This window comes from Thermosynechococcus sp. JY1331, from assembly GCF_031583475.1.
Classification (GTDB): Bacteria; Cyanobacteriota; Cyanobacteriia; order Thermosynechococcales; family Thermosynechococcaceae; genus Thermosynechococcus.
In genome coordinates this window covers 1,204,372-1,225,511 of sequence record NZ_CP134180.1, presented here as the reverse complement: position 1 = coordinate 1,225,511, position 21,140 = coordinate 1,204,372, and the positions used below count along the sequence as shown (strand labels likewise).

Below are 21,140 nucleotides of genomic sequence, written 5' to 3'. Positions count from 1 at the left end.
AGGGAAGACCGCTGCTGGTGTAGATTAGAAGATCGGTGATTTTGAGACAGGCATGGCAACCACGTATCGCATTGCTGTTTTGGCCGGGGATGGTATTGGTCCAGAAATTACGGCTGTTGCCCTCGATGTGTTACAGGCGATCGCCCCTCGCTTTGAATTGGCCTTTGACTTTATTCCTGCCCTTGTGGGCGGCTCTGCCATTGATGCTGTGGGGGAACCCTTGCCAGCAGCAACGCTGGAAACCTGTCGGCAAAGTGATGCCGTGCTTTTAGCCGCCATTGGCGGAACGCAGTGGGATAGCTTACCCCGTCATCTGCGCCCGGAGACGGGATTACTTGCCCTTCGCGCTGGTCTGGGTTTATTTGCTAACTTACGCCCCGCCAAGATTTTTCCGCAACTGCTCCATGCCTCGTCCCTGAAGCCGGAAGTGATTGCCGGCGTGGATCTCATGGTGGTGCGTGAACTGACTGGCGGCATTTACTTTGGTCAACCGCGCGGTATTTTCACCACGGAAACGGGTGAGCAGCGGGGGGTGAATACGATGGCCTACACCGCCACGGAAATTGATCGCATTGGCCACGTGGCCTTTGAAACGGCTCGCAAACGGCAGGGCAAACTCTGCTCGGTGGATAAAGCCAATGTCCTTGAAGTTTCCCAACTGTGGCGCGATCGCCTGACTGCGCTTAGCGCTGAATATCCCGATGTGGAACTCAGCCACCTCTATGTGGACAATGCCGCAATGCAACTGGTGCGCGCCCCGAAACAGTTTGACACAATTGTCACCAGTAACTTATTTGGTGATATTCTCTCCGATATTGCTGCCATGCTCACGGGCAGTATTGGTATGCTTCCCTCCGCCAGCCTAGGGGAATCGGGGCCGGGCCTATTTGAACCGGTTCATGGTTCTGCACCGGACATTGCCGGCCAAGACAAAGCGAATCCCTTGGCAATGGTACTCAGTGCGGCCATGATGCTGCGTTATGGCCTCAACCAACCAGCAGCAGCGCAAGCGATCGAAGAAGCGATTACTGCTGTTTTAGATCAAGGCTACCGCACTGGCGATTTAATGGCTGAGGGCTGTACGCTGGTGGGCTGTCGCGAAATGGGCAACCTCTTGATTAAAGAATTATCCCAATAGGCTCCTACTCCTTTGCTAGTAATCTTCAACTACTAACCCCTAGCTATTACTCTCCCAACATTTCCCACCTTCTTTGATTGGCGAGTGCCTCTGCTAGGATGTTAGGAGCTTTTGGTGCGCTTGGTAATGCGAAGATTATCCCAACTGGAGAGGCTTGTTGAGCCTTTTCTCTGGTATTTCCGTCTTTTTGTCATTATTCCCGTCATTTTTAGCCTACTCAGTACCTTTGCTCTATTTATTCTCGGCAGTCATGAAATTCTTTTAGGGCTGGGCATCCAATTTCGCAATTATGGGGATTCCACAATTTATATCAAAACCCTTGGCTACATCATCACGGGTATTGATTTGTATTTAATTGGCATTATTTTGTTGCTGTTTGCCCTCGGTATCTATGAACTGTTTATTTCTAAAATTGATGCGGGTCTGGCTCGCGATCGCGCCACTGATGTTTCCCTGATGCAGGCTCAGAGCTTAGATCAGCTTAAGGATAAACTGCTAAAAACAATCGTCATGGCTCTGGTGGTGACTTTCTTTAAGCAACTGATTGCCTTCAATGTCAAAACGCCCCTTGACCTACTCTATCTGGCCACCGCAATTCTAATTATTGCCATCAGCACATACTTGATGTACCGCGTCAGTTCAGAAGCCCATCACTAGATGCTTAGGGTTTCCAAGAAATGGTGTTTCTAAGTAGCATGAATCTGCGCCAACAGGGCATCCACCTGCTCAATACTCAGGGGTTGCGAGAAATAATAGCCCTGGGCATAGTCACAGCCCAGTTCCCGCAGTCGCGTCACTTGATAGGGATGCTCCACCCCTTCGGCAATCACTTCTAGTTCCAATCCCTTGGCAAGGCTGACAATGGCATCAATGACGAGGTGTTTTTGGCTAGTTTCGGTGATCAGCTTCACAAAGCTGCGATCCACTTTGAGGATGTCAATGGGAAGATTGGTCAAGTAGGAAAACGAAGAATAACCCGTGCCAAAGTCATCGAGGCTGAGCTTGATGTCTTGAGCCTTGAGTTTAAGTAATATGTCGCGCACCTGATCGGGCTGATCAATGCCTACACTTTCGGTCATTTCGAGGTGCAGGCAATGGGGGGGAATCTGGGTTTGCGCCAAGGCGGCTGAGATTTGCTCCAAAAGGGCAGGGTACATCAGTTGCCGATTCGATAAATTCACATTCACAGACAACTGACACTGGGGAAATTGCTCGTGCCAGTGCTGAAGATCGCGGCAAGCCCGCCAGATCACCCAATCGCCAATAGGCAAAATCAGTCCCGTTTCCTCAGCAAGGGGAATGAAGCGATCGGGCAGTAATAAACCTTGGGTGGGATGTTGCCAGCGAATCAGGGCTTCAAAACCGTAGAGACGATTATCACTAAGACGATAGATGGGCTGATAAAAGAGGGTAAATTCATCCCGCTCAATGGCTTGGCGCAACCCGACTTCAAGGGAGAGGCGATCGCGCGCCATCAAATGCATTTCTTCACTAAAGACTTGATAGCGATTGCCCCCCGCCAGCTTGGCACGATACATGGCAATATCGGCATTGCGCAAGTAGTTTTCTGCTTTTTCAATGTGGGACGATCGCGTGGCTACGCCGATACTCACCCGCAGCGTAATTGGTTGATCTTTGACCATAAAGGGTTTATCGAGTTCACAGCGAATGCGATCGCACACCCCCAAAGCATCGTTGTTGTCACGAATATCATCCAGCAAAATCACAAACTCATCGCCGCCAATACGAGCAACCGTGTCATCAGGGCGGACAATGCGGCTGAGGCGATTGGCCAATTCAATCAAAATCAAGTCACCGCAACTGTGGCCGAGGCTGTCGTTAATGACCTTGAACCGATCAATGTCAATGAACAAAATGGCAAACTTGTAGTCGGGACGACGCCGACCATGGCGAGCCGCCTGTTCAATGCGGTCAAAGAGGAGCGTGCGATTGGCTAGCCCCGTCAGCGAGTCATGGAGGGGATCATGGAGCAACTGTGCCTCGGCAAGGCGATGTTCTGTCAAATCGGTCAGAGAACCTGCAACCCGCGTGGCATTCCCGTAGGCATCCCGCAACACCAACCCCCGTGCCAACGCCCAGCGATAAGAGCCGTTGCGATGTTGAATGCGAAACTCTTGGTGGAAATGGGGGGTTTGGCCGCGCACATGGAGCATTAAATTCAATTTGACCCGCTCGACATCTTGGGGGTGTATCCGCTTGAGCCAATCGTCAATGTGGTTGCCAATTTCGTGATCCTGATAGCCGAGAATATTTTTCCAGCGCGAGGAATAAAACGTCTCATTGGTCGTCAAGTTCCAGTCCCAGATGCCATCATTGATGCCACGGGTGAGCAACGCGTAGCGATCGCTGGTTTCCAGCAACGCTGCTTGGGTCAACTTCATATCCGTGATGTTGTAGCCGCAGATCAGGCCTGCGCCATTGGGAGACCGCACAAAAGCCCAGATCACCTCTAGGACTTGGCTATCTGCACCATGGACAGGTACCTCCTGCCAACCGCTGGGGGGATGAATCATCCAGTAGCGAATCTGCCGCTGGGTCTCTGGATCGGGAAAGCATTGACTCAAAAAGTCCTGCGACAGTAAATCTGCTGTATCCCAGCCCAACTGGGTCGTCACCTCTTGGTTGATGGAGTAAATCTGCCCTTCATTGTCATAGAACAGGATCAGCAGAGGTAAACGGGCACAAACACTCCGCAGCAGCTCATAGGGATCCGCGCTTGCTGGAAAATCAAAACCATAGCCCGCCTGCCCACCCATGATTGGCCGACCGAATTGAGGAAACAAAAACGAGGCATCGTGCTCCATAATCCTATCCTAGCTTTGGTGTTTGGGAAATAACAGCTGAAGCCAGCCAATGGCACTAGAAAGACCCCTTCCCCTTGGAGCCTCCTTCGACATCATTCGTTGCAAACCCCGCAGATTTTTGTATTTTCTAACCTGACTGGTTAAGCAATATCTAATTGTTGCCCCACCTCTGGTGAGGTATATTTTAATCCCAAGATCCAGAAAATTTGCTGCACAATTGCCTCACATTGCTCAGCAGACAGCAGCTCTTTTTTCTGATGTAAAAGAAGTAGCCGACTCAACTGTTCGGTAGCGGTTGCCAACTCCTCAGCCTCGGGATAAAGACTCTCCAGTACAGCGTCCAGATCCGCTTCTGCCGTAGCCACCCCTTCAGTAATCACAGGCTTGAGCATTGGCGCATACTGGCGCAGTAGATGCCGTAGGTAATAAATTTGGGAAATGGATAGGTGTAGCATAATTACTTGATGCCTGCTTTGCCAAGGCAACAATAGAAAAATTAGAAAAATTTTGGCTTCATTCAAAACCTACCACGCACCTCGGGGAAAAGGGGTTGCTTAGGCTACACTATCTTAGGCAATGTTCTAAATTTTTCTTTAATTTCTTGCTGCTTTTTTATTGATTAGACTCGTCCTTTGCTCTTATCTTTATAATTCTTAACATTTTTTATAGTCAATCCTTAGGGTCTCCTAGGCTTTTTTGCGGCCATTGAGGGGTCGTTGCAACGAAACTCTTTTCAGAACGATAACGGCAAGGCGGTTGGTGTTTTCAGCCTAGTGCGCAAAAAAGCCCACAATCACCAGCGGAATAAAGAGGCTTAGGGCAGCAATGAGGAGTAAATTTTCTGGCTCGACGTTAATGATCGTGGGTTGATTACGTTTCTTTTGGGGGTTTGGATCGGTCATGGCAGGATACCCGATGGATACCCCTAGCCTAACAAACGCTGTCGCAGCCCTTGCAAATGTTAATCGCTCGAAAGAATCGGCTATGATACTCTCAGGTGCCTAAATAAGCGGGGATCCCTATGCAGTGTCCCTATTGCCACCATACGGATAGTCGGGTTCTAGAGTCTCGATCGGCAGAGGGGGGGCAAAGTATTCGGCGGCGTCGAGAGTGCCTCCAATGTAGCCGTCGCTTCACCACCTACGAGCGGATTGAGTACGTTCCTATTACGGTCATTAAACGCAATGGCGATCGCGAGTCCTTTGATCGCTCAAAGTTGTTGCGGGGCATCATGACCGCCTGTGGCAAAACCAACATTCCCCAACAAAAAATTGAAGCCCTCGTAGATGATATTGAGGCGGATTTGCAGTTGCGATCGCGCCGCGAAGTCACCAGCGCTGAATTGGGGGAAGCAGCACTCCAACGGCTGCGTCATCTTAGTGAAGTGGCCTATGTTCGTTTTGCTTCGGTCTATCGCCAGTTCCAAGGGATTAGTGATTTTGTTGCCGAATTAGCCCATCTCCAAGAGACCCCTGCTTCACCAGAGTTGGTGACGGCCTCCCAGTCTTAGCGCTGCTTCATCGGTAAGTCGGCATTAATTGTGTCAATGAGCCGCTGCTCCTCGTCATTGATCTGGTCAATGTAGTGATCAAAAATTTGCGCTAACTGCGGTGCATAGAAGCGGTGCAGGCTGTAGTTGGGCGTCGCTGGGAAGCCCCGCCGTTTTTTATGGCGTCCGCCCGCCCCCGGATCAAAGCGCTGAATGCTGTTGGCGATCGCCCATTCAATGGGTTCATAGTAACAGGCATTGAAGTGCAGGCAATCAATCTCCTGGACACTGCCCCAATAGCGACCGTAGAGATTGGCTCCCTTGGTAATACAAAACGACATGGCAATGGGACGCTGACCGCCATTGCTGGGATAGGCAGCAAAGAGCACCACGCGGTGACGATAGCGATCGCTCAGGGCTTCAAAAAACTGCCGTGTTAGATACTTGCTGCCCCACCAGCCAAATTTGTCGCAGGTATCGGCATAGAAATCGTACATCTGTCGCAACAGGCTGCGGCTGACCTCATCCCCCTGATGAACTCGAAACGTGAGATCCGCTTGAGCCACGGCCTTGCGTTCCCGCTTGATGTTGCGGCGTTGGTTGGCATTGAAGTCCGCCAAATAGTCGTCAAAGGTCTGATAGTTGCGATTTTGCCAAATGTAACTGTGGTGGAGCCACGCACGATAACCGTAGGCTTCGGCAGCGGGTTGCCATTGGGGATCGACGTAGAGAAAGTGGCAACTGGAAAAACGGTGACGCTGACAGAGGCGATCAATTTCGTGGAGCATCACCTTGGTCATCAGAGCCACATCCACTCCCTCGGCCATGAGAAAGCGATAGCCCACCGCCGGCGTAAAGGGCGCCATCCCCAGCAGCTTCGGATAATAGCGAATGCCCAACCGCGCCGCCAGCTCTGCCCATTGGTGATCAAAGACAAATTCCCCTTGACTGTGGCCTTTGACATAGAGGGGAGCGGCAGCGACCAGTTCCCGCTGACCTTGGCGATCGCGCCAAACCAAGAGATGATGGGGGAGCCAACCGGTTTGCAGCGTTGCACTGCCAGAGGCTTCAATTTGGTGCAGCCATTCCCATTCAAAGAAGGGGGTTTCTAGGGGCAACGCAAGAGCATCCCACTGCTCCTCGGGAACGCTGGCGATCGCATTCACCCACTGAATCGTTAGCTCCGGTGCCAGTGCCGCTGCAAACTCTGCCATACCCCTCAGGGAAACTGCGTCTCTGTTGTACTATAGCAAGTGCTTTAGATAAAGACACTGCCATCGGGCATTAATGCCTGCTCCAAGCAAGCCTCCAGCAACAGGGCACTACTGAGATCAGCACGTATTAGGTTGGCTTGACGTAAATTGGCACCCTTGAGATTCGTGCGGGCTAGGTAGGCATCAATGAGCCGAGCTTCTTGCAAATCCGCCCTAGTGAGATCCGTACGCCGCAAATCCGCCTTATTCAAAACCGCTTCCCGCAAGTTCACCCCTTGAGCTTGGGCATCATCGAGTCGCGCCTCAGAGAGAATCGCTTGACTTAAATCCGCTTGCGTGAGAATCGCTCCCCGCAGGTCTGCTTGAGCCAGCCGCGACTGCCGTAAATTGCTCCCCACCAGATTCGCCTCATAGAGAATGGCACGGGTGAGAATCGCCCCCTGAAGATTGGTATTTGCCAAATTGGCTTGGGTCAGGTTAGCGGCATTAAGGTTGGCCTCCTTGAGATTGGCTCCCTTGAGGTTAGCCCGCGATAGATCTGCCCCTGCCAAATTCGTTCCTTGGAGATCTACCTGATGCAGATCTGCACCCACCAGACTTGCCCCCTCCTGATAGTTCTCTTTGCGAAAGTTAGCACTGCGCAGACAGGAGCCAGCCAAAACCGTATGGCTTAAATTCACCTGTCGCAAGTCACTACTCAGGAAGTTGCAGTCGCGAAAAACCGCCAATGTGAGATCTGCCCCCTGCAAATTGGCGCGATCAAAAACGCAACCATGACATTGGGCATCACGAAAATGGCTATCGTTAAAAACTGCTTGGGTAAAGTTGCATCCTTCCAAGCGTGCTCCCGTCAACAGAGCATAACTAAAATCAGCGCGGCCAAAATGACAGAACTGCAAGTGTGCCCCCTGTAAACTAGCACCCCGCAAATCAATGCCGATTAAATCGGCGCCAACCAGATTGAGGCCAGCCAGATTCACAGTTTGAAAATTGGTTTGACCCTTGGCATAGCGAGCTAGAAACTCTTCAGATTCCATCGTCAGTCTAAGGGAGAGAGCAAGGTTTGAATGGGTCTGATTTTTTAGGAAAGCCTATTGTGAACCCTGCCAGCCCCCATGCTGCAGTCCATAGTGTTGGAGAATCTCCTCACAGCGTGCTTGCATGTTTGGCGTTGGCGGCCAAGTCACGGCAATGCCTTCAATTTGGCTCAATTCGTAGTCAAAGCGGGAACAGGTTTGGGGCAACAGCCGCACAGAAATCCCATCAAGTAACTGTAAGTGGGCAGCCAGCTCACGATAGACGGCCAGTGGCAGGCGGGGATTGTAGTACACACGTTCACTCATGGGGCTGGGTAGGGGGGGTGGGCAGTGCACAACAATTGACATCATTCAAGCAAACTTTACCCCACGCTAAAGCCCAGCGCACAAGTGCCACACGATTTTCTGATTTTGTTTTCATCAGAATATTACTGATATGGTTATCTACCGTACGCTTGCTGATGTCTAGTTTGGCGGCAATGTCTTGGTTGGTTAGCCCCGCCGCCACAAGCTCCAACACCTGTAGCTCACGCTCCGACAGCAGTGAATACTCCAACCGATCGTCTTGCGGTATAGACATCCCTAAATCCGTATAATTACTTAGACCCTTATACTCATTCTAGTTGACGATTTCTCTCCTTGCTGCTCTTTTAGACCAAAACCACACGATTCCCTTACACACGCCCGGCCATCAACGGGGTCGAGGCATGGAGCCGCTGTTGCGTGCCCTTTGGGGAACGGCCTTAGCCCAAGATTTAAGTGAGTTGCCCGGCCTTGATAATTTGGCGCAGCCAACAGGAGTGCTGGCAGAGGCACAGGCGGCGGTAGCGGCGACGGCGGGGAGCGATCGCGCTTGGTTTTTGGTGAATGGTGCCACCAGTGGTCTTTTAGCCGCACTTCTAGCCACGGTAGGGCCGGGCGATCGCGTTCTTGTGGGGCGCAATGTCCACCGCTCAGTGATTGCGGGACTGGTGTTAACGGGGGCGAAGCCCGTCTATTTGGGAGTCGCGGTTGATCCCCAGTGGGGGCTGCCGTTGCCCATTACCCGTGATGTGGTTGCTGCCGGCTTGGCTGCCTATCCCGATACCAAGGCGGTTGTGCTTGTCAGTCCCACCTATGAAGGCCTTTGCTCACCCTTGGTCGAGATTGCTCAGTGCGTCCATGACCACGGTTTGCCCCTCATTGTCGATGAAGCCCACGGCAGTCATTTTGCCTATCATCCCGCCTTTCCGGTAGCCGCTTTGGCCGCAGGCGCAGATGTGGTGGTGCAGTCGTGGCACAAAACCCTCGGCACGTTAACCCAAACGGCAGTGCTGCATCTGAAGGGGGAGCGGGTGTCTCCTGAGCGCTTGAGTCAAGCCCTGAACCTCGTGCAAACCACCAGTCCCAGCTATTGGTTTTTGGCAGCCCTTGAGCGGGCGGGGGTGCAGATGGCTGAGCAGGGAGAGCAAATCTACGCCCGACTTCTCCAGTGGGTTAAGACCTCTGAATGGCCTTTACCGTGCTGGCAGCCCACAGGTATCCCTCAGGATCCGCTGCGATTGACCCTAGGGACGTGGCCAATTGGACTGACGGGCTTTGAGCTGGATGCGCTGTTGCAACCGCAAATTATGGCCGAGTTGCCCAGTGGGCGATCGCTCACCTTTTGCCTTGGCCTCGGTACCAGCCAAACAATGCTCGAAATCTTGGCCGATCGCCTGAAAAGTGTTTACGCCGAATACGTTCACAATGCGCCTCTGCCGCCACTGGCCATCCCCCCAATCCCTAACCTTGAAGAACCTACGCTCTCACCACGGGACGCCTACTTTTGCCCACAGGTCTCGGTTCCTCTCAAGGCGGCCTGCAATAAGATTAGCGCCGAGACACTCTCCCCCTACCCACCGGGAATTCCCGCTGTTATCGCCGGGGAACGGATCACTGCATCAGTGATTGAAACCTTGCAAACCCTCCAAGAGCTGGGGGCAGAGATCGTGGGGGCTGCCGATCCTACGCTACAAACCCTAAGAATCTGTAGGGTCTAGTCTTCCCAGTCCTCCTCTTCAATGAGATGGCTCACCAAATGCTGTTCCAAGAGGGGTTGCAGGTGTTGAAAATCTTGGGGAGAGAGCAGTTCGGGTTCTTGACCGGGGACAAGACGGGCAACGTACAGGGTCGGACTCAGGGGCGTATAAACGCTGTATTCTCGCGTACCGCAAAAGAAACTACTGCCGAGGGGTTGATACTCCTCAATGTCATCATCGGCTTCCACCTCAACCGTGAGAATCTCATCTTCATCCAGATCCGGTAGTTCACCCGCTACGGTGAGGGTCAGTGCAGTGCGCTTGAGGGTGAGGTTTTGTTCTTCAAGGATGGCACGGGCTGTATCAAAGACCGCATCAATTTCCTGCTCCTCTAGGGGCACCAAGGTTTCTTCCTCGTCGTTTTCGGCCACGACCGCAAAAATTTCTACGGGATAGTCCACTGGCCGCAGCAGCGCATAGGTTTCCCCTTGCACATTCAGACGAAACTCGATGTAGCAGTCGAGGAAGCGACCGTCATCATCGTAAAGGCGGAGTTGCTCCATCTCCTCCTCGAAGTCTTCCTCCTCCCAGGGCTGCTCATTACTGTTTTGCTGGTTTTGATAGTTTGAACCCATGCTGCTTCGGTAAAAAGATTCCCTATGGCATTGGAGCATACCATGTAGCGGGTCGCCGTGGGGCATCCCCTGTGGCAGCCTTGGTTAATTTTTCTACAAAAAATTAAAATTAGGGGGAATCTAAGCCGGCAAATAGGGCGGCAACCACCTGTGCTGCCTTCTGATCGAGCTTGTGCCAGTCCACCTCCCCAGCAGGGTCAAAGAGGCTGAGGTCAGCTTGCACCTCCCCCACCTGAAAGTCATGGATGCCGCTGTAGTCCAGTTCTGGGGTGTACTGCTGAAAACAAATTTGGTAGCACAGCTCCCACAGGTTCACCCGCTCTTGGCGATCGCCCTGACGTAAGTGCAGCCAGTAGAGAATTTGTGGTTCGGCTTCACCACAGGGAATCTCAACGGTTTCATAGGTGCCCTGCCAAGGGGAAGTTTCTAGCGATCGCCGCAGATGATCAAGCAGGCGAATCAGTGCCGGTTGAATCAGTTGTGCCGCTGCATACCAAGGATGATCCGTGTTGGCCGTCATGAGACTAAGCGAGGGGTTTTTTGACATTGTAGGCTTCGTGGGAGAGCACACTACGGGGTTCAATGCGATCGCCCGTGTCATAGCAGATGAGGCGATAGTCATAGCTCAGGGGAATACTAATAATTCGGCGATCGTGATTCAGGCGCTTGCCCTTGAACTGGCGATAGTCGGCCCCTGCAAGGAGTTCTGCAATCACTTGGCGGGCTTTGAGGACAATCCACTTGGGCAATCCCTGTAGATCCACCACATCCCTAGCAAAGGAAGCCTCCCATTCCTGCCGTGCCAAGCGTGCTTGTTCCTGTGCCAGTCGTGCCTGTTCCCGTTCTGCTACCTCTAGAGCTTTTGCTTGGATCAACTGAGCACAGTAGTGGCAAACCTGACCATAGCCTTGGTGGCCGCAGGGAAATTTTTTCCGACGACGTGGCATAGGGCGTTCTCAAAAAAACTCAAAAGAAGCAAAACAGGGCAGAGAGTTATACCCCCCACCCTGAGCATCTATTGATATTTTCCGTCTAAAGGCGTACCACTGGCAACTTAGCCAAGCAGGGCATTGGCCTTGGCCACCACATTGTCCACCGTGAAGCCAAATTTCTCCATGAGGACGTTACCGGGAGCCGAGGCACCAAAGCGCTCGATCGACACCGTTGCATCGGCATAGCGGCACCAACCAAAACTGGACGCCGCCTCCACCGCAAGGCGTTTTACCCCCGCCGGCAGCACACTGGCTTTGTACTCAGGGGATTGCTCCTCAAACAGTTCCCAAGAGGGCATGGACACCACCCGCACCTTCTTGCCATTAGCGCTCAGAGCCTCGGCAGCCTTGACACAGAGGGAGACTTCTGAACCGGTGCCAATCAGGATCAAATCGGGGGTACCTTGGCAATCCACAAGGGTATAGGCACCTTTGGCAACATTGGCCGCAGAGGTACCGGCCAAGTTGGGGACATTTTGCCGCGTCAGTGCCAAGAGGGTTGGCTGTTTGCGGCGTTGGACGGCCACTTGGTAGGCACCCGAGGTTTCATTGCCATCGGCAGGACGGATCACCAGTAGGTTGGGAATGGCACGCAATGAGGCCAAGGTTTCCACGGGTTGGTGGGTAGGGCCATCTTCACCAAGAGCAATGGAGTCGTGGGTCATCACATAGATCACCCCCGCTTGGGAGAGGGCTGAGAGGCGCAGGGCAGGCCGCAGGTAATCGGCAAAGACCAAGAAAGTGGCACAGTAGGGAATCAAGCCGGAATTGTGGAGAGCAATGCCGTTGCAGATGGCGGCCATGCCGTGTTCGCGCACGCCAAAGCGAATGTTGCGATTTTGGTACTGGCCTTTTTGGAAGTCACCGGAGCACTTGAGTTCGGTGAGGTTGGAGTGGGTCAAGTCGGCAGAACCGCCAATGAGTTCCGGCAGGTTGGGGGCGATCGCGTTCAGGCAAATTTCCGAATGCTTGCGGGTGGCCACAGCCTTATCTTCAGGAGTGTAGCTCGGCAGATTGGCATCCCAGTTGGCGGGCAGCTCATCCCGCAGCAGCCGTTCAAATTCGGCAGCCTCCTCAGGATACTTTTGGCGATAGGTGGCGAGGGTTTGGTTCCACTCCGCTTCATAGCTAGCACCGCGCTCCACGGCTTTGCGGAAGTGGTTGAGGACATCCTCGGGGACAACAAAAGGCTCATAGTTCCAGCCAAGGTTTTCGCGGGTGAGCTTGACTTCCTCAGGCCCAAGAGCAGCGCCGTGCACCCCAGCGGTGTTGGCTTTGTTGGGGGAACCATAGCCAATGGTAGTGGTGACTTTAATGAGTGAAGGTTTATCGGTTACGGCTTTGGCCGCTTCAATGGCTTTGGCAATGCCCGCAAGATCCGTATTGCCATCGGCGACGTGCTGCACGTGCCAACCATAGGCCTCAAAGCGCTTGCAGACATCCTCTGTAAAGGCAATGTCGGTGGAACCGTCAATGGAAATGTGGTTATCGTCGTAGAGGGCAATGAGTTTGCCTAAGCCCCAGTGACCCGCAAGGGAGCAGGCTTCGCCGGAGATGCCCTCCATGTTGCAGCCATCGCCAAGGATAACGTAGGTGTAGTGATCCACTAGTTTGACATCGGGCTTGTTGAAGCGAGCTGCGAGATGGGCTTCCGCTACGGCCAGACCAACAGCGTTGGCAATGCCTTGACCGAGGGGGCCGGTGGTTACTTCCACGCCTGGCGTTTCAAAGTTTTCGGGGTGGCCGGGGGTGTGGGAACCCCACTGCCGAAACTGCTTGATGTCCTCGATGGTGACGCTGTCGTAGCCCGTGAGGTAGAGCAGGGCATACTGCAACATACAGCCATGACCCGCCGAAAGGACAAAGCGATCGCGATTGAACCACTGCGGATTTTTGGGGTTAAACCGCATGAACTGGTTCCACAGCACATAGGCCATGGGTGCTGCCCCCATGGGTAGGCCGGGGTGCCCGGAGTTGGCCTTTTGCACCGCATCGATCGCTAGGAAACGAATCGCATTAATACAGAGTTCATCAAGGGATTGAGTCACCGCAGGCATTGCTTTCTCTCTCTAATTGGGTTTGCAGCAGACAGTTAACGATCGGGAGTAAATTTGCGGAAGGCCAACGTCACGTTGTGCCCACCAAAGCCAAAGGAGTTGGACAAAGCCACCGTCACCGGACAAGCCCGGCTCTGATGGGGAACATAGTCCAGATCGCAGGCAGGATCCGGTTGCTCCAAGTTAATTGTAGGGGGGATGCGATCGTGGGCAACCGCCATCACCGTTGCGATCGCCTCAATACCCCCTGACCCTCCTAGGAGGTGCCCCGTCATGGATTTTGTCGAACTCACGGGAACGCGACGGGCATTTTCCTCACCAAGGGCACGTTTAATGGCGGCAGTTTCCGTACTGTCGTTGGCGGGGGTACTTGTACCGTGGGCATTGATATAGCTCACCTGATCTGGGGCAATCTCCCCATCCTTGAGGCAGGCTTCAATGGCACGGGCCGCCCCTTCTCCCCCCGGTGAGGGAGCAGTCATGTGGTAGGCATCACAGGTCAAGCCATAGCCCACCATTTCTGCATAGATGCGTGCCCCCCGGGCAAGGGCAAATTCCAATTCTTCAAGGATCAAGATGCCTGCCCCTTCCCCAAGGACAAAGCCATCGCGGTTGAGGTCAAAGGGACGGCTGGCATGGTGGGGGTCATCATTGCGGGTGGACAGGGCACGGGCTGCCGCAAAACCCGCCACCGATAGGGGAGTAATCGCTGCCTCAGTACCGCCACAGATCATCGCTTTGGCATAACCGTGCTGCACCATGCGGAAGGCATCGCCAATGGCATTGGAACCCGCTGCACAGGCGGTCACGGAACAGGAATTGGGGCCTTTGGCACCGGTGTGAATGGCGGTGAGTCCGGCGGCCATATTGGCAATCATCATCGGGATCATAAAGGGACTACAGCGATCGGGCCCCTTGGTGAGATAGACCTCCTGCTGATCCTCCATCACCTTCAGCCCGCCCACACCCGTACCAATAATGATGCCAATGTCAGTGGCATTGCCCTCGTCAATCGTCAATTGGGCATCTGCAAGGGCTTGCTTACTGGCAGCCACGGCAAATTGAGCAAAGCGATCCATGCGTTTGGCATCTTTACGATCCATGTAGAGGGTGGGATCAAAGCCACGCACCTCACCCGCAATGCGGCAGTCATGACGACTGGCATCAAAAGCCGTGATGTAATCAATGCCGTTGCGACCGGCCATTAACCCTTCCCAATACTCCGCAAGGGTGTTGCCGAGGGGGGTAATTGCCCCCATCCCCGTGACAACGACCCGTTTTTGGTGCGCCTTTGCCATGGATCTATGCAGCTACCTTATTGTTGATAAAGTCAAGGACATCTTGGACGGTTTTCAGTTTTTCCGCCTCTTCGTCGGGAATTTCCACACCAAACGCTTCCTCAAGTGCCATGATCAACTCCACAGAGTCAAGGGAGTCAGCATTGAGATCCTCGGCAAAACTTGCTTCGGGCACAACTTTTTCTGCATCAACACTGAGTTGATCGGCAACAATGGCTTTTACTTTTTCGAGAATTTCAGACTGATTCATAGATGCCTTAACCGGATGGACAACGATTGAGAACAGTAATTGATGCGGGCGATCGCCATTCCTCAAATCTAGGATGTTTCGTGCCCAGAATCAACGCGCCATAATTATAGGACAGATTGGGGATCCCCTAGGATGCTTCCGCAACTGTGATAAGCTACAGTTTGGATACTTGACACCAACAACGCTACATCCACTATTGCCCTCCCTTCACCGAGTTGCCGATGCATTTTACGATTGCCAGTCTGCTTGCCAACTTTAGCGAAGATAAATTTGTTGCCCCCAAGGTTCTCGAAAAAAAACTCGGCTGTGACGATCCTGAGAGCCAGCGAGAACTGGAAATTGCCCTCGATGCCCTAGAACGCATTGGTCTGCTTATTAAAGAACGGGGCAAGTATCGCCGCGCCAGTGATGATGGCTTGATTGAAGGGCGGCTGCGCTGCTCCAGCAAAGGGTTTTGCTTTGCGATTCAGGATACCGAGGGTGCCGAAGATATTTTTGTGCGCGAGCATCAACTCAGCACTGCTTGGAATGGCGATCGCGTGCTGGTGCGGGTCACCCGTGAAGGCCGCCGCAAGAAATCTCCAGAGGGGGAAGTGAAACTGATCCTTGAGCGGGGAAACCCCTCGGTGATTGCCCGGGTGAAACAGACCGAAGATGGGTTTCGGGCCACACCCCTCGACGATCGCCTGCTCTTTGAAATTGCCCTTGAACCCAATGACCTCGTCCCCGATCTATCCACGGTGGTGGATCAACTGGTGCATGTGAACATTCGCCGCTATCCCTTGGGGGGGTACCTGCCGACGGGGGAAATTGGCCAGATCCTAGGGAGTGATGCCCAATCGGCACCTGCTTTGGACTTGATTTGCTGCAAACATAATCTTGTCCGCCAATTTAGCCCCGCCCTGCGGACAGCAGCCGCCACCTTAAATGCCCAGTTGGAAACCTTGGACTTGAGCGATCGCCAAGACTTGCGGGAACTGGTCACCATTACCTTAGTGGCTCCCGGCCAAGAACCCCAAGTGGCCTTTTCCCTCGATGCCCTCGAGCAAAATCTCTGGCAGTTGGGGATTCACATTAGCGATGTGGGGGGATTGCTCCCCCGCGATGAACTGCTGGATCGCACTGCTCGCCGTCAGGGTATGACCCTCGCCACCCCTGAACTGAGTTTGCCCCTCTTGCCGCAGGAATTGGAGAGGTTGCGCTTGCTGCCGGGGGGCGATCGCGCTGCCATTTCGCTGCTGATGGTGATCAACAATGCCGGTGAAGTTCAGTCCTACAGAATTTACCGCAGTTGTATCCGCGTTGATGCCTGTGTCACCAGTGAGCAGGTGGCGGCCACCCTTGCCCTAGGGGATAGTTCTGGTGATTGGTTGCGTGCCCTGATTCACCTTGCCAATGCCGTGAGTCAGCAACGACAGGCACGGGGGAGTATTGAAGTCACCCCAGCGGATGCCCTGAGCCTTGCCTATGCCGATGAGGGTCTCGCCCCCGCCATTCCCCTACCGAGGGTCACCCCTTGGACAAGCTTAGTGATCCTTGCCAATGAACTCCTTGCCCGTCATTTGGCGAAGTTGGGGGTACCGGCTCTCTACCGCACGCAGCCTGTGCCCGAACTCTATGCCGTGCAGGATTTTCTCAAGCTCTGCCAAAATCTCAACTTGCCCTTGAGCCTAGACAATCCCGCGCAGGTCACGCCCCGCGACTGTCAGCGCTTTATGGCACAATTGGCCACCTCGGATCTGGCAGCCGTGTTGCAGGAACTGTTGCTCGATAAACTCAAACCCGCCAGCGATGCCGCCGTGGCGCTGCTCCACTTTAGTTTGGCCACTGGCGAGGGCTATGGCCATTTCTGCTCACCCCTCCAACGCTACACTGACATTGTGAATCAGCGCATTTTGCACATTCTCCTGACGGAAGGACGCGATCGCCGCGGGCCACGGGCAAAAGAGCGCGTCAATCTTGGCGAGTCCAGTTGCTTGGAGCAGGTGAACTGGACTGTTTTCACCACCGATACCCAGCGGGAAGTGGACACCCTAGTTAATGAATTAGCCCCTCACCTCCAAGAGCGGGAGCGGCAAACCTACGCCGCATGGAAAGATTTGGTGGGCTTGCAACGGGTGCGCCAAGTCCAAGCCTGCATCGGCGAAGTGCGTTCGGGCATTATTACCGGCGTGCAGTCCTATGGCTTCTTTGTGGAACTGATTGACTTTAATGTTGAGGGCTTAGTCCACGTCAGCTCCCTCAAGGATGACTGGTATGAATACCGTGCCCATGCCCAAACCTTGACGGGTCGGCGTAACCGCTTGCGCTACCGCTTGGGCGATCGCGTGGAAGTCCTGATTAAAAATGTGGATTCCTACCGCCAGCAGGTGGATTTGGCGGTCATTAGTGGTGGCTCCCAAGCGACGGAAGAAGATCTGAACGGCGCTAGTGATGGTGGGGAAGCCCTCACCCCTTCTGAGGATGACGCTCCTGAGACTCTCTAAACCAGCAGTTGACGTTTTGCAGGGAGTGGGCAGCGGTTGAAAATCATTTATTTTGGCACACCGGAGTTTGCCCTTGCGCCGCTACAACGGCTGCTGGAAACAGAGACCTATCAAGTGTTGGGGGTGGTCACCCAGCCCGATCGCCGACGGGGACGGGGCAACCAATTATCGCCTTCTCCGGTCAAGGCCTTAGCCCTTGGCCACAGATTACCGGTTTGGCAGCCGGAACGTCTGCGTCGGGATCCAGAGCTGCCTGAGGTCTTGCGATCGCTAGGCGCTGATGTCTTTGTGGTGGTGGCCTACGGTCAAATCCTGCCCCCGTCGATCCTTGATATTCCCCGTTACGGCTGCATCAACATCCACGGCTCGCTGCTGCCGAAGTATCGCGGTGCCGCGCCCATTCAGTGGGCACTCTACCATGGCGAAGGGGAAACCGGCGTGACGACGATGCGCATGGATGCGGGTATGGACACAGGCCCAATGCTCCTGAAGCGCAAAGTAACGATTCATCTAGGAGATAACGCTGCTACCCTCAGTGCCAAGCTCAGTGACATCGGTGCCGACCTCCTACTAGAAACCTTGCAGCAACTGCCACAGCTTCAACCCGAACCCCAAAACGACGCTGAGGCTACCTACGCACCGCTCATTCAAAAAAGTGACTATGCCATTGATTGGGGGCGATCGGCCCTAGCCCTTCACAACCAAGTGCGCGCCTTTTACCCCTATGCCTATACCCAGTGGCAAGACACCCCCTTGAAACTGCTGCAAACGTGGCCATTGGTGCCCGAACTGAGGGCCGAATTACCGGAACCTTTACAGTCTTTTGTTTGTGAGCCTGAGGCATCTTCCGCCCCGGGTACGGTGGTAGAGCTAATTAAGGGATGGGGCCCCGTGGTACAGACAGGCAAGGGTCGCCTGCTGCTGAGTCAAGTGCACTTGAGTGGTCGCAAAGCCCAATCGGGGTGGGATTTTGTCAATGGGGTACGGCTGGCGATCGCCACTCAATTCGATATGATGCCCTCAGCCCTGTAACTGAGTTTTAAGCACGCGGGGCTTAATGTAACTAAATGTTACGATTTTGCCGTTTTGACAGCATTTCACCTTGACACCCCTCGGATCGGCTCACTACACTGGCACACATACCTAGGTACGTCTCTAACCCCTATGGAAGATAAGCAAAAGGTTACGTTGTATCTATCCCCCGATGTGCACCGCCAGCTCAAGATTGCCGCTGTCGTCGAGCAGGAAACGATGTCCACCCTTGCTGAACGTGCCATTGAATTTCTGCTGGCTCACCCAGACGTACTGGCGGAATATGCCGAGCAAAAGCATGGCAATGTGCATCGGGTTTACCACTGCCCAGAGTGTGCTAGTGCCCTTGTCCTGCGGGGGGATGAGCTAACGGCCTTGGTCAATCAGCCCACAGTGATTGATGACGACAGCCTCAGTGTTCCTTCGCTCTCCGTCGAGTTGGTGTCTGCCCGCTAGTGGCGGGGGTGTTGGGTCAGCCTTGAAAGAAGGAGGTGATTGCTGTGCAAGAAGAATTGAGTATCCTCATCCAAGCGCAATATCCGTTGATCTACCTCCTGACCTCTGAAGAAGAGCGGGCTGAGCAGGCGATCGCCACCATTGCCCAAAGTCAAGTCGGGCCTCAAGGGCGGTCTCCCCGCAAGCTCTACATCTGGACAGTGACCCACGGCATGGTCGAGTATGGCCATCCCCGCAACAACAGTCACCACAACACTGTCTCGCCGGAAGCTGCCATTCAATGGGTTGTTCACCAACGGGAACCGGGCATCTACGTCTTCAAGGATTTGCACCCCTTCATTGATTCGCCCCCTGTGACTCGTTCTTTACGGGACGCGATCGCCAGCTTCAAAAGCAGCCACAAAACCATTATTCTCATGTCCCCAGAAGCAGCGCAGCGGATTCCTGTCGAACTGGAAAAAGAAATCGTTGTCGTTGACTACCCCCTACCCAGTATCAACGAACTAGATCAGGTTCTCGGGGAGCAACTGGATCCCCGCAATCGCCGCCTCACCCCTGAAGTACGGGAAAAACTCGTCAAAGCCACCCTTGGCCTGACGCGGGATGAAGCTGAAAAAGTCTTTCGCAAAGCCAAAGTGACCGCTGGGCGCCTTACGGAAGCAGAGGTAGATATTATTCTCTCCGAGAAAAAGCAAATTATTCGTCGCAACGGCATCCTCGAGTATATGGAAGTCGAGGAGACCATAGATGCAGTGGGGGGGCTGGAGGAGCTCAAAGTCTGGTTACGCCAACGCGCCAACGCCTTCAGTGAAAAGGCGCGTGAATACGGCTTACCGCAACCGAAGGGGATGTTAATTTTGGGGGTCCCCGGCTGTGGGAAGTCCCTGATTGCCAAAACCACCTCCCGCCTTTGGGGCTTGCCGTTGCTGCGCCTTGATATGGGGCGCGTCTATGACGGTTCAATGGTGGGGCGATCGGAAGCGAATTTGCGCAATGCCCTGAAAACCGCTGAATCCATTTCCCCTGCCATTCTCTTCATTGATGAAATGGACAAGGCCTTTGCGGGCGGAGCAGGCTCCTCGGACTCCGATGGCGGTACCTCAAGCCGGATCTTTGGCTCCTTCCTCACTTGGATGCAGGAGAAAAAGTCTCCCGTCTTTGTCTTGGCGACAGCCAACCGCGTCGAACGGCTCCCCGGTGAATTTTTGCGCAAAGGTCGCTTTGACGAAATTTTCTTTGTGGATTTGCCCAATGCCGAGGAGCGCAAGGAAATCTTTCGCATTCACCTCACCAAGCGCCGCCGCGACATTGATCGCTTTGACCTCGAGCAACTCGCCAATATCTGTGATGGCTTTTCAGGTGCCGAGATTGAGCAGGCCATCATTGCTGCCATGTACGAAGCCTTTGCTCAAGGGCGCGAGTTTACCCAGTTAGACATTATTGCCGCTAGCCGTGCCACTCAACCCCTTTCCAAGACGATGCAAGAGCAGGTCACGGCACTGCGGGATTGGGCACGCCAACGGGCGCGTCCGGCGGCTGCTTCAGTGGCTGAATACCAGCGACTGGAGTTTTGACAAGCTTCCTTCTGTCTGCCCTGCGCAGATGGGAGAAAGACCCGACCACAGGGGTTTGGTTCGCCATAAATTGTGGTTCATTCAGTCCAATGTTTCTGTCTCAATCTGGAGGAAATCCACATGTCTCACTTCAGCACCCTGCGTACGAAAATTACCGATGCTGAAATCTTGAAAGCGTCTCTGCGGGATCTGGGCATTACGGTGAAAACCAATGCCGATGTGCGTGGCTACAATGGCCAACGTGTTCGCTCTGACATCGTCGCTGTCCTCGATGGCGAGTATGATCTGGGCTGGTCTCGCAATGCTGATGGCACCTTTGATCTGATTGCTGACCTCTGGGGTGTGGCCAAAAAACACAACCAAACGGAGCTGATCAACTCGATCAACCAAAAATATGCCATCAACAAAACCTTGGCTGAGGTGAAGCGTCCTGGCCTTCAGAACGCCAACGTCAAGCTTGTGGTGCATAGCTAATCCTGTTGCCAATTGCTTTGTACTGTCTAGCGCGCGTTCCCAAGTAATCCGCTGGCTGACTCCCTAGGGGTCGGCCTCTTTTTTTATCTCAGGATTACGAATATGGTATTTTGGCGGTACAGGGAAGGATGGCTTATAGTTATTGAGTTCTGGCCAGCACATTCAAGAGCGTTTTTCTCCAGA

Annotated in this window: 22 protein-coding genes; 9 read left to right on the top strand and 13 right to left on the bottom strand. The window is 53.8% G+C overall.

Annotated elements, in window-relative coordinates:
• Positions 1–52 precede the first annotated feature (52 nt).
• Positions 53–1,138: a 3-isopropylmalate dehydrogenase gene (leuB, locus tag RHJ31_RS05825; protein WP_206200046.1), complete on the top strand. Its 1,086-nt coding sequence runs from the start codon at positions 53–55 to the stop codon at positions 1,136–1,138.
• A gap of 126 nt (positions 1,139–1,264) precedes the next feature.
• Positions 1,265–1,795 (top strand): YqhA family protein, encoded by a 531-nt coding sequence (locus RHJ31_RS05820; protein ID WP_149819084.1) that lies wholly within the window; start codon positions 1,265–1,267, stop codon positions 1,793–1,795.
• Positions 1,796–1,824: 29 nt separating this feature from the next.
• On the opposite strand, the gene RHJ31_RS05815 is transcribed toward RHJ31_RS05820, so the two are convergent.
• The 3 genes from RHJ31_RS05815 to RHJ31_RS05805 all read right to left on the bottom strand — a co-directional run bounded on the left by RHJ31_RS05815 (position 1,825) and on the right by RHJ31_RS05805 (position 4,865).
• A complete protein-coding gene (locus RHJ31_RS05815) occupies positions 1,825–3,963 on the bottom strand; it encodes a bifunctional diguanylate cyclase/phosphodiesterase (RefSeq protein ID WP_302677692.1) in 2,139 nt (712 codons plus the stop codon).
• 140 nt (positions 3,964–4,103) lie between these two features.
• Complete coding sequence (locus RHJ31_RS05810; RefSeq protein ID WP_302677691.1) at positions 4,104–4,418, bottom strand: hypothetical protein; 315 nt, start codon at positions 4,416–4,418, stop codon at positions 4,104–4,106.
• A 315-nt stretch (positions 4,419–4,733) separates the two neighbouring features.
• Positions 4,734–4,865 (bottom strand): hypothetical protein, encoded by a 132-nt coding sequence (locus RHJ31_RS05805; protein WP_302677689.1) that lies wholly within the window; start codon positions 4,863–4,865, stop codon positions 4,734–4,736.
• Between the two features lie 119 nt (positions 4,866–4,984).
• On the opposite strand from RHJ31_RS05805, the gene nrdR reads away from it, so the two are divergent.
• Positions 4,985–5,473, top strand: coding sequence for a transcriptional regulator NrdR (gene nrdR, locus RHJ31_RS05800; RefSeq protein WP_206200049.1), 489 nt, complete (start codon positions 4,985–4,987; stop codon positions 5,471–5,473).
• On the opposite strand, the gene RHJ31_RS05795 is transcribed toward nrdR, so the two are convergent.
• From RHJ31_RS05795 to RHJ31_RS05780, 4 genes are read right to left on the bottom strand one after another with little or no spacing between them, the layout of a single operon-like run.
• Positions 5,470–6,666, bottom strand: coding sequence for a GNAT family N-acetyltransferase (locus tag RHJ31_RS05795; protein WP_302677688.1), 1,197 nt, complete (start codon positions 6,664–6,666; stop codon positions 5,470–5,472). The two genes, nrdR and RHJ31_RS05795, sit on opposite strands and share 4 nt — an antisense overlap.
• Before the next feature lie 44 nt (positions 6,667–6,710).
• On the bottom strand, positions 6,711–7,703 hold the full coding sequence (locus RHJ31_RS05790) for a pentapeptide repeat-containing protein (protein WP_302677687.1): 993 nt from the start codon (positions 7,701–7,703) through the stop codon (positions 6,711–6,713).
• A gap of 54 nt (positions 7,704–7,757) precedes the next feature.
• Entirely contained in the window at positions 7,758–8,009 is a 252-nt protein-coding gene (locus tag RHJ31_RS05785) for a hypothetical protein (protein WP_302677686.1), read from the bottom strand.
• A complete protein-coding gene (locus tag RHJ31_RS05780) occupies positions 8,002–8,283 on the bottom strand; it encodes a helix-turn-helix transcriptional regulator (protein WP_011057702.1) in 282 nt (93 codons plus the stop codon). Before RHJ31_RS05780 ends, RHJ31_RS05785 begins: the two co-directional genes overlap by 8 nt.
• A gap of 43 nt (positions 8,284–8,326) precedes the next feature.
• Between RHJ31_RS05780 and RHJ31_RS05775 the strand changes: the two genes are divergently transcribed.
• Entirely contained in the window at positions 8,327–9,724 is a 1,398-nt protein-coding gene (locus RHJ31_RS05775) for an aminotransferase class I/II-fold pyridoxal phosphate-dependent enzyme (RefSeq protein WP_302677685.1), read from the top strand.
• Here RHJ31_RS05775 and RHJ31_RS05770 read toward each other — a convergent pair.
• From RHJ31_RS05770 to acpP, 6 genes are all read right to left on the bottom strand, one after another.
• Complete coding sequence (locus RHJ31_RS05770) at positions 9,721–10,266, bottom strand: DUF3727 domain-containing protein (RefSeq protein ID WP_302677684.1); 546 nt, start codon at positions 10,264–10,266, stop codon at positions 9,721–9,723. The two genes, RHJ31_RS05775 and RHJ31_RS05770, sit on opposite strands and share 4 nt — an antisense overlap.
• A gap of 181 nt (positions 10,267–10,447) precedes the next feature.
• Entirely contained in the window at positions 10,448–10,858 is a 411-nt protein-coding gene (locus RHJ31_RS05765) for a hypothetical protein (protein ID WP_302677683.1), read from the bottom strand.
• Between the two features lie 4 nt (positions 10,859–10,862).
• The gene (locus tag RHJ31_RS05760; protein ID WP_302677682.1) at positions 10,863–11,285 is read right to left on the bottom strand and encodes a hypothetical protein; all 423 of its coding nucleotides are present in this window, start codon (positions 11,283–11,285) and stop codon (positions 10,863–10,865) included.
• 107 nt (positions 11,286–11,392) lie between these two features.
• Positions 11,393–13,387: a transketolase gene (tkt, locus tag RHJ31_RS05755; RefSeq protein WP_302677681.1), complete on the bottom strand. Its 1,995-nt coding sequence runs from the start codon at positions 13,385–13,387 to the stop codon at positions 11,393–11,395.
• Positions 13,388–13,422: 35 nt separating this feature from the next.
• Positions 13,423–14,685 carry a beta-ketoacyl-ACP synthase II gene (fabF, locus tag RHJ31_RS05750; RefSeq protein WP_206200057.1) on the bottom strand — a complete coding sequence of 421 codons (1,263 nt, stop codon included), beginning with the start codon at positions 14,683–14,685 and terminating at the stop codon, positions 13,423–13,425.
• 4 nt (positions 14,686–14,689) lie between these two features.
• Entirely contained in the window at positions 14,690–14,935 is a 246-nt protein-coding gene (acpP, locus tag RHJ31_RS05745) for an acyl carrier protein (RefSeq protein WP_149819108.1), read from the bottom strand.
• 221 nt (positions 14,936–15,156) lie between these two features.
• Here acpP and RHJ31_RS05740 point away from each other — a divergent pair, with 221 nt between their 5' ends.
• From RHJ31_RS05740 to RHJ31_RS05720, 5 genes are all read left to right on the top strand, one after another.
• Positions 15,157–17,421 (top strand): ribonuclease R family protein, encoded by a 2,265-nt coding sequence (locus RHJ31_RS05740; protein ID WP_206200058.1) that lies wholly within the window; start codon positions 15,157–15,159, stop codon positions 17,419–17,421.
• Between the two features lie 36 nt (positions 17,422–17,457).
• Positions 17,458–18,453, top strand: coding sequence for a methionyl-tRNA formyltransferase (gene fmt / locus RHJ31_RS05735; protein ID WP_302677680.1), 996 nt, complete (start codon positions 17,458–17,460; stop codon positions 18,451–18,453).
• A 132-nt stretch (positions 18,454–18,585) separates the two neighbouring features.
• Positions 18,586–18,909, top strand: coding sequence for a ribbon-helix-helix domain-containing protein (locus tag RHJ31_RS05730; protein WP_206200060.1), 324 nt, complete (start codon positions 18,586–18,588; stop codon positions 18,907–18,909).
• A gap of 44 nt (positions 18,910–18,953) precedes the next feature.
• Positions 18,954–20,483 carry an AAA family ATPase gene (locus RHJ31_RS05725; protein WP_302677796.1) on the top strand — a complete coding sequence of 510 codons (1,530 nt, stop codon included), beginning with the start codon at positions 18,954–18,956 and terminating at the stop codon, positions 20,481–20,483.
• A 120-nt stretch (positions 20,484–20,603) separates the two neighbouring features.
• The gene (locus tag RHJ31_RS05720) at positions 20,604–20,957 is read left to right on the top strand and encodes a DUF1257 domain-containing protein (RefSeq protein ID WP_149819118.1); all 354 of its coding nucleotides are present in this window, start codon (positions 20,604–20,606) and stop codon (positions 20,955–20,957) included.
• Positions 20,958–21,140 lie beyond the last annotated feature (183 nt).

Bases quoted from the DNA above. Each gene is read 5' to 3' on its own strand.
- RHJ31_RS05760 (WP_302677682.1), bottom strand. From the start codon at position 11,285: ATGCCACGTCGTCGGAAAAAATTTCCCTGCGGCCACCAAGGCTATGGT.
- RHJ31_RS05795 (WP_302677688.1), bottom strand. From the start codon at position 6,666: ATGGCAGAGTTTGCAGCGGCACTGGCACCGGAGCTAACGATTCAGTGG.
- acpP (WP_149819108.1), bottom strand. From the start codon at position 14,935: ATGAATCAGTCTGAAATTCTCGAAAAAGTAAAAGCCATTGTTGCCGAT.
- RHJ31_RS05765 (WP_302677683.1), bottom strand. From the start codon at position 10,858: ATGACGGCCAACACGGATCATCCTTGGTATGCAGCGGCACAACTGATT.
- RHJ31_RS05730 (WP_206200060.1), top strand. From the start codon at position 18,586: ATGGAAGATAAGCAAAAGGTTACGTTGTATCTATCCCCCGATGTGCAC.
- RHJ31_RS05780 (WP_011057702.1), bottom strand. From the start codon at position 8,283: ATGTCTATACCGCAAGACGATCGGTTGGAGTATTCACTGCTGTCGGAG.
- RHJ31_RS05805 (WP_302677689.1), bottom strand. From the start codon at position 4,865: ATGACCGATCCAAACCCCCAAAAGAAACGTAATCAACCCACGATCATT.
- RHJ31_RS05785 (WP_302677686.1), bottom strand. From the start codon at position 8,009: ATGAGTGAACGTGTGTACTACAATCCCCGCCTGCCACTGGCCGTCTAT.
- RHJ31_RS05770 (WP_302677684.1), bottom strand. From the start codon at position 10,266: ATGGAGCAACTCCGCCTTTACGATGATGACGGTCGCTTCCTCGACTGC.
- tkt (WP_302677681.1), bottom strand. From the start codon at position 13,387: ATGCCTGCGGTGACTCAATCCCTTGATGAACTCTGTATTAATGCGATT.
- RHJ31_RS05790 (WP_302677687.1), bottom strand. From the start codon at position 7,703: ATGGAATCTGAAGAGTTTCTAGCTCGCTATGCCAAGGGTCAAACCAAT.
- leuB (WP_206200046.1), top strand. From the start codon at position 53: ATGGCAACCACGTATCGCATTGCTGTTTTGGCCGGGGATGGTATTGGT.
- RHJ31_RS05810 (WP_302677691.1), bottom strand. From the start codon at position 4,418: ATGCTACACCTATCCATTTCCCAAATTTATTACCTACGGCATCTACTG.
- RHJ31_RS05720 (WP_149819118.1), top strand. From the start codon at position 20,604: ATGTCTCACTTCAGCACCCTGCGTACGAAAATTACCGATGCTGAAATC.
- RHJ31_RS05815 (WP_302677692.1), bottom strand. From the start codon at position 3,963: ATGGAGCACGATGCCTCGTTTTTGTTTCCTCAATTCGGTCGGCCAATC.
- RHJ31_RS05740 (WP_206200058.1), top strand. From the start codon at position 15,157: ATGCATTTTACGATTGCCAGTCTGCTTGCCAACTTTAGCGAAGATAAA.
- nrdR (WP_206200049.1), top strand. From the start codon at position 4,985: ATGCAGTGTCCCTATTGCCACCATACGGATAGTCGGGTTCTAGAGTCT.
- RHJ31_RS05820 (WP_149819084.1), top strand. From the start codon at position 1,265: ATGCGAAGATTATCCCAACTGGAGAGGCTTGTTGAGCCTTTTCTCTGG.
- fabF (WP_206200057.1), bottom strand. From the start codon at position 14,685: ATGGCAAAGGCGCACCAAAAACGGGTCGTTGTCACGGGGATGGGGGCA.